General features: G+C 68.1%; 3 protein-coding genes. 1 reads left to right on the top strand and 2 read right to left on the bottom strand.

Translation table 11 applies throughout. The annotated features are described in order from the left end of the window. Window positions 1-3: 3 nt before the first annotated feature. On the bottom strand, window positions 4-1,992 hold the full coding sequence (locus VLK61_RS20975) for an alkaline phosphatase D family protein (protein ID WP_325423577.1): 1,989 nt from the start codon (window positions 1,990-1,992) through the stop codon (window positions 4-6). Window positions 1,993-2,175: 183 nt separating this feature from the next. On the opposite strand from VLK61_RS20975, the gene VLK61_RS20980 reads away from it, so the two are divergent. Beyond that, window positions 2,176-2,784 carry a helix-turn-helix transcriptional regulator gene (locus tag VLK61_RS20980; RefSeq protein ID WP_325423578.1) on the top strand — a complete coding sequence of 203 codons (609 nt, stop codon included), beginning with the start codon at window positions 2,176-2,178 and terminating at the stop codon, window positions 2,782-2,784. Between the two features lie 57 nt (window positions 2,785-2,841). On the opposite strand, the gene VLK61_RS20985 is transcribed toward VLK61_RS20980, so the two are convergent. Then, window positions 2,842-7,518, bottom strand: a 4,677-nt coding sequence (locus VLK61_RS20985) for an excinuclease ABC subunit UvrA (protein ID WP_325423579.1), incomplete at its 5' end; no start/stop codon positions are given.

A 7,518-nucleotide genomic window follows, 5' to 3' on the forward strand; every position in this document is an offset into this window, starting at 1 on the left:
ACCTCAGCCCCCCACGAGCAGGTGGGCGTCCTGCGCGACGAAGCCGGGCGCGGGATGGGTGGCGGATACCGCCTGGCCGTAGAGCAGGCGCTCGTGCAGCGACTGAAGTGCGGGGCCGTGACCCCCATCGAGGAAATAGTCGTGGCTGGTGCCGCTGTCGTCGACGTCCGTGCAGTCGATGTACAGCGTGCGCTGGCCAGACGTCTGGGGACGATGGTTGCCCAGCGGCGGGCCGGACCACGGCAGCTTCTTCAGCGTGGCGTCGTCGCGATTGATCGTGACGAAGGCCGTGCACCCCATCGCATCCAGTGCCGCGGCATGCCCTGCCTCCGGCACGGCCGGCGCCGACAGCACGATGCGGTCCAGCCCCTGCGCGGCGGACGCCAGCTCCGGCCTCAGCACCATGCGGGCGCCGAGGCTGCGCACGAACAACACGCTCGTCAGGCCCGCTTCCCGCGCGGCCTGGATGAACGTGGGCAGCAATGCGGCCAGCGCCGCAGCCCCGTCATCGGCATTGCTTTGCGCGCTGTGGAAATTGATCAGCCCGGCATGGTCGCCGCTGGGCCAGCTGAACAGCAGCGGCTCGCAGCCCGGGTAGCGTTTGCGCAGGTCCAGCCCCTGTTCGACCGACGCGGCCATCGGCTTGTTGAAGGCGTGCACGAACAACACCAGCGACTGGCGATCCTGCGCACGCGCCTGCGCGGCGGCCTTCTTGCACAAGGCCTGCAGCGCAGCCTGGCCGCCGGCGAGCTGAAGGCTGACGCTGGTGCCTTGTGCATGCACTTCCAGCGCTTCTGCGGCCACCTGTTTCGGCAGGCGGTCGCGGAACAGCTCGTCGAGCGCCTCGGGTGCGCAGTTCGCGGGCACCTGGCCATGGCGCCGCAGCACGGCCGTGAACAGCGGCAGCGCATCGGTCGGGAACGCATCCGGTTTCTCGGCCAGGCCGCCGGCGGATGCCATCCAGCCATGGTCATCGAAGCGTGCGAGGTCGGGACTCTCAGTGCCCTTCGAGGAATGGCGCGTGACCTTGGTGCTGCGCTGCGCGAGATCGATCTCGGCGATGGCGAAGGACCCTGGGACGGCCTTCCAAGCGTCTCCCCGTGCCGCGCCCGACGCGAGCACCTGCACGATGTTGGTGTGGGGCAGCAGGCCGGTGTAGGCGGTGCGGTGGATGTCTCCGCCCACGTACAGCACCGGCCGGGAGACGGCATTGACGAAGCGCCGGAAGTCCGGGTAGGGCTGCTCTTCATCGTCCCACGCCTGGTTCGACAGGAAGTAGCGATGGACCAGCGGTGAACTGCCGGCCACGACCACCAAGCCGGTGCCCTGCGAGACCTTGGCCTTCAGCCAGTCCAACTGGCCCGGGCCGAGCAGCCGTGCGTTCGGGTGATCGCGCGCGGTCCGGTAGAAGCGCTGGTCCAACACCACGGTGTCGATGCCGCCGATCGCCAGCGCCTGCTGCACGCCGCGCGTGGCAGACGGCGGGCTGAGGATGTTCGCCGGCAGCGACGGGTAGGCTGCACCGGCATGGCCCGCGCGCAGCACGCCGACGAACTGTTCGAACAGCAGCTTGGCGATGTCGCGGGCGAGCTTGGGCACGCCGTGCTTCTTGTCGGAGATGGGGTCGCTGCTGCCGTCGTCGCGGGCTTCGCCGAAGGCGTTGTTCCATGCCATGTCGTGCTCGTCCCAGGTGACGAGGATGCGGTCCTGGCCCTTGTTCTGCACGACCTGGGCGACGAGCGCGCGGAAGTCCGCCACACCCCACTGCAGCGCATAGCGCTTGTGCATGTCGTCGGCGAAGCGCTTGGGCCCGTCGGGGTCGCCCACGAAGATGCGCTTCCACTTCGGGCTCAGGTTCCAGTCCATGTAGATCTGGTCGCCCAGCAGGAACAGCGCATCGGGCTGCTGCGCCGCGATGGCTCGCCACACGGGTTGCTCCGGGAATTCCTCGGCGTCCATGCACGAGGTGAAGGCCAGCTTGACAGCGCTCATCGGATTGCCCTCCTTGATGTTGATGCTGCCACACGATGCCGCAAGGCCGCCTCCGGCGCCATCGTGAGTTCATGTGATGGCTGGATCTGCGGCGCGGTCACCGCGTCATCGGTTCATGCGATGGGCAGCCGGTGTCCCTTTGCGAAGAATGGGCCAGCATCAGAAAGCCTCAGGGAGTCAGACATGGATGAGATGCACGAAAGCCTGCAGGAGATTCAGGGACCGTTGCCTTGGACCTTGCTCGACCTGGTGGACTATCCCATGGTCCTCGTGGTCGATGGGCAGCGCGCGGTGCATGCCAACCGGGCAGCTCGGCTGCCGATGCGCGAGACCAGTGCCGAGCACTGCGTGCGCGAACGCCTGGCGGATGGCACGGGCGGCCTGGTCGCGGCTTGCCTCGCCGCGCAGCGGGGCCTGCGCACGCTGCTGCCGCTGCCTGTCGACGGAGACCCGCGCGCACGGCAGGTGGCCGTGCTGCCGGTCGACCGGGGTGGCGACCGTCCCGCTGCGCTGGTGATGTTCGAACGGCCGGCGCTGTGCCAGCCCCTGTCGCTGTATGGCTTCGGCCGTGCCGTGGGCCTGACGGATGCCGAGGCACGGGTGCTGGGCGACCTATGGGAAGGCAGTTCGCCGCAGCAGATCGCCTCGTCACGACAGGTCGCGTTGTCGACGGTGCGCACCCACATCGACAAGATCCGCAGCAAGACCGGCTCGCAGACCATGGTGGCGGTGATGCGGCAGATCTCGATGCTGCCGCCGATGCTCGAGGTCGTTGCTTGTCATGCCGCCTGAGCTGACGCCTGCGCGCCCACGCCGCAGCATCCCGGCTTGATCACGCCCAGGCGCTCCTCAACGCCCCAGCACCGGCCCCAAGGCCCGCCCGGTGTGCGTGCCGCGCGCCACCAGCAACTCCGGCGCACCCGCCGCCACCACGGTGCCGCCGGCGTTGCCGCCTTCGGGCCCGAGGTCGATGACCCAGTCGGCCTCGGCGATGACGTCGAGGTCATGCTCGATCACCACCACGCTGTGCCCGCCATCGACCAGGCGGTGCAGCACGCGGATCAGCTTCTCGACGTCGGCCATGTGCAGGCCCACGGTCGGCTCGTCCAATACATACAAAGTGTGCGGCGGCTTCTGGCCGCGGCGCGTGACATCGTCGCGCACCTTGCTCAGCTCGGTCACCAGCTTGATGCGCTGCGCCTCGCCGCCGCTGAGCGTCGGTGAAGGCTGGCCCAGCGTCAGGTAACCCAGGCCGACATCCTTCAGCAGTTGCAGCGGGTGTGCGATCGACGGCATCGACGCAAAGAACTCCACCGCCTCGTCGACCTCCATGCGCAGCACTTCACCGATGCTCTTGCCGCGCCAGCTGACCGCCAGCGTCTCGGGGTTGAAGCGCATGCCGTGGCACTGGTCGCAGGGCACTTTCACGTCCGGCAGGAAGCTCATCTCGATGGTGCGCACCCCCTGCCCTTCACAGCCGCCGCAGCGGCCGTCACCGGTGTTGAAGCTGAAGCGCGCCGCGGCATAACCGCGGGCCTTGGCTTCCAGGGTTTCGGTGAACAGCTTGCGGACCGAGTCCCAAAAGCCGATGTAGGTGGCCGGGCAGGAGCGCGGCGTCTTGCCGATCGGCGTCTGGTCGACTTCCAGCACGCGGTCGATGGGCTCGAAGCCGCTCAGGCCCGTGCAGCCGACTAGCGCCGGGCCTTTGCCGGCGGCCAGCGCGTCGCGCCCGGCCTTGCTGACCTTCTGCGCCACCACCGCCTGCACATTGGCCAGCAGCACATCGCGCGCCAGCGTGCTCTTGCCGGAGCCCGACACCCCCGTCACCGCCACCAGGCGCTGCAGCGGGATCTGCACATCCACCTGCTGCAGGTTGTGCAGGTGGGCGCCTTGCAGCGCCATCTGGAAGGTGGCCAGGTTGACGTTGCGGCGCGGGCCCAGCGGATGCTTCAGCGGGTTTGCCAGAAAACGGCCGGTCAGCGAATCCGCCTGCGCGGACAGGTCCGCCACGCTGCCCTGCGCAATCAGCCGCCCGCCGCGTTTGCCGGCGCCAGGGCCGATGTCGATGATGTGGTCGGCGCGTCGGATGGTGTCCTCGTCGTGCTCCACCACCACCAGCGTATTGCCCTGGTCCGACAAGCGCGCCAGCGCCTTCAGCAGCACGCCGTTGTCGCGGGGATGCAGGCCAATCGTCGGCTCGTCCAGCACGTAGCAGACGCCTTGCAGATTACTGCCCAGTTGAGCGGCCAGGCGGATGCGCTGCGCCTCGCCGCCGCTCAGCGTGGGCGCCGCGCGGTCCAAGGTCAGGTAGCCGAGTCCGACCTCTTCGAGGAACTCCAGCCGGTTGCGGATCTCGACCACCACATCGCGCGCGATCGCCGCATCGCGGCCTTCGAGCTTCAGCGCTTCGACCCAGGCCCGCGCATCGCCCACCGACCACTGCGCCACCGCGGTGATGGCGTGGGCATCGAAGGTGATGGCCCGCGAGATCGGGTTCAGCCGCGTGCCGGCGCAGTCCGGACAGGGTTCGCCGCTGACGCCTTCGACCTCGGCCTCTTCCGACGGAAAGCTCTGCTCGCGGCCCTTCTGATCGTCGTCGCGGATCGAGTCGTCGTAGGCCTTGCGCTGCTCACGCGTCAAGGTCAGCCCGGTGCCGACGCAGCTGGTGCACCAGCCATGTTTGCTGTTGTAGCTGAACATGCGCGGGTCCAGCTCGGGGTAGCTGGTGCCGCACTGCGGGCAGGCGCGTTTGGTCGAAAACACCTTCAGCGTGCCGACCCGGCCGGTCGAGCCGCCGAAGGCCATCACGCCGGCCAGGCCGTCCAGGGGGCTTAGCAGGTGCAGCACGCCCTTGCCGAGCTCCAGCGTCTTGGCCAGCATCTCGCGCAATGCCGCCTCCTGCCTGGCGCTGACCAGCAGATCGCCCACCGGCAGCTCGATGGTGTGTTCCTTGAAGCGGTCGATGCGCGGCCAGGGGTCGACCTTCAGGAACTCGCCGTCGACACGCAGATGGGTATGCCCACGCGCCTTGGCCCACTTCGCGAGATCCGTGTAGACCCCCTTGCGGTTGACCACCAGCGGCGCCAGCAATCCGATGTGCTGGCCCTTGTGGTCGCGCAGGATCTGCGCGGCGATGCTCTCGATGCTTTGCGGCCTCACCTCAGCGCCATCCTTGACGCAGCGCTGCAGACCGAGCTTGACCCACAGCAGGCGCAGGAAGTGCCAGACCTCGGTGGTCGTGGCCACCGTGCTCTTGCGGCCGCCGCGGCTCAGGCGCTGCTCGATGGCCACCGTCGGCGGGATGCCGTAGACCGCATCCACCTCCGGCCGGCCGGCCGGCTGCACGATGCTGCGCGCATAGGCATTCAGCGATTCCAGGTAACGCCGCTGCCCTTCATTGAACAGGATGTCGAAGGCCAGCGTGCTCTTGCCCGAGCCCGAGACGCCGGTGATCACGCTGAATTTGCCGCGCGGGATAGCGACATTCAGCGACTTGAGGTTGTGCTCCTTGGCGTTGACGATGCGGATCGACTCGTCGATCACGCGCGCCACGTCGCGCTTGGCTTTCACCAACAGTTGCAGCGGCATGCCCTCCTCGACCTTGTGCACGCCCAGGCCCAGCGACTGCTCGTACTCGCGCAGCGCCTTGCCGGTGTGGGAGCTGCCATGCGCCTTCACGTCCTCCGGCGTGCCGGTGCAGACGATCTGGCCGCCGGCGTCACCGCCTTCGGGGCCCAGGTCGATCAGCCAGTCGGCGCTGCGGATCACATCGAGGTTGTGCTCGATGACGATCAGCGAATGGCCGGCATCCAGCAGCTTGCGCAAACTGCGCATCAGCTTGGCGATGTCGTCGAAGTGCAGGCCGGTAGTGGGTTCGTCGAACAAGAACAGCGTGCCGCGCCTTGCCGCCGGCTGCTTGGGCCCGCTGGCGGCTTCGGCCAGGAAGCCGGCCAGCTTCAGGCGCTGGGCCTCGCCGCCGGACAGCGTGGGCACCGGCTGACCCAGCCGCACATAGTCCAACCCGACATCGACGATGGGCTGCAGGCGCGCCACCACCGCGCTGTCGCCGCTGAACACGGTACAGGCCTCGGCAACCGTCAACTCCAGCACATCGGCGATCGACAGTTGATGCGGCCCGCGCACCAGCTTCACTTCCAGCAGCTCGGCGCGGAAGCGCTTGCCATCGCAATCCGGGCAGCGCAGGTAGACGTCCGACAGGAACTGCATCTCCACATGCTCGAAGCCCGAGCCGCCGCAGGTCGCGCAGCGTCCGTCGCCAGCGTTGAAGCTGAACATGCCGGCGCCGTAGCTGCGCTCGATGGCCATCGGCGCATAGGCAAACAGCTTGCGGATCTCGTCGAAGGCGCCAACGTAGCTGACCGGGTTCGACCGCGCGGTCTTGCCGATCGGGCTCTGGTCGACGAAGACCACGTCGGACAACCAGTCCATGCCCAGCAGCCGGTCGTGTTCGCCCGCGCCCTCGGTGGGCTTGCCGAAGTGGCGCAGCAGCGCCGGCACCAGCACGTCCTGCACCAGCGTGCTCTTGCCGGAGCCCGACACGCCGGTCACCACCGTCAGGCGTTGCAGCGGAAATTCGACCTGTACATTTTGCAGGTTATGTTCTCGCGCGCCTTCGAGGATCAGCTTCGGCGTGGCCTCGTTGACGATGCGGCGCAGGCCGATGCCGACGTGCTTGCGGCCGCCGAGGTAGGCGCCGGTCAGCGTGTTGGCCGAGCGCGCGGCCTCGGGCGTGCCGTCGAAAACGATCTGGCCGCCACGTTCGCCGGGGCCGGGGCCCATGTCGATCAGGCGGTCGGCCGCCAGCATCACCGCCGGGTCGTGCTCCACCACCACCAGCGTGTTGCCGGCATCGCGCAGCCGGTGCATGGCCTCGACGATGCGGTTCATGTCGCGCGGGTGCAGGCCGATGCTGGGTTCGTCGAGCACGAACATGGTGTTGACCAGCGAGGTACCCAGCGCGGTGGTCAGGTTGATGCGCTGCACCTCGCCGCCGCTCAGCGTGCGGCTCTGGCGGTCCAGCGTCAGGTAACCGAGCCCGACATCGCACAGGTACTTCAGCCGCGTGCGGATCTCGTCGAGCAAGAGCTTCAGCGCTTCGTCGAGCATCGTCGACGGCAGGCTCAGGCCGTCGAAGAAGCGTCGAAGGCGGTCTATCGGCAGCAGCATCAGGTCATGCAGGCTCAGGCCCGGCAAGGCCTCCAGCTGTTCACGCGACCAGGCCGTGCCCTTGGGTAGCGCGCGCCGAGACGGCGGCATCACCGCATCGGCATCGGGCTTCGTGCCCAGGCGCCACAGCAGCGCTTCGGTCTTCAGCCGCGCGCCGCCGCAGGTGTCGCAGGGCGTGTAGCTGCGGTACTTGGACAGGAGCACGCGAATGTGCATCTTGTAGGCCTTGCTCTCCAGGTAGGCAAAGAAGCGGCGCACGCCGTACCACTGCTGGTTCCACTTGCCGTTCCAGTTCGGGCTGCCTTCGATGACCCAGTCGCGCTGCGCCTGCGAGAGCTG

The sequence above is a fragment of the Aquabacterium sp. genome, from assembly GCF_035476535.1.
Lineage (GTDB): Bacteria > Pseudomonadota > Gammaproteobacteria > Burkholderiales > Burkholderiaceae_C > Pseudaquabacterium.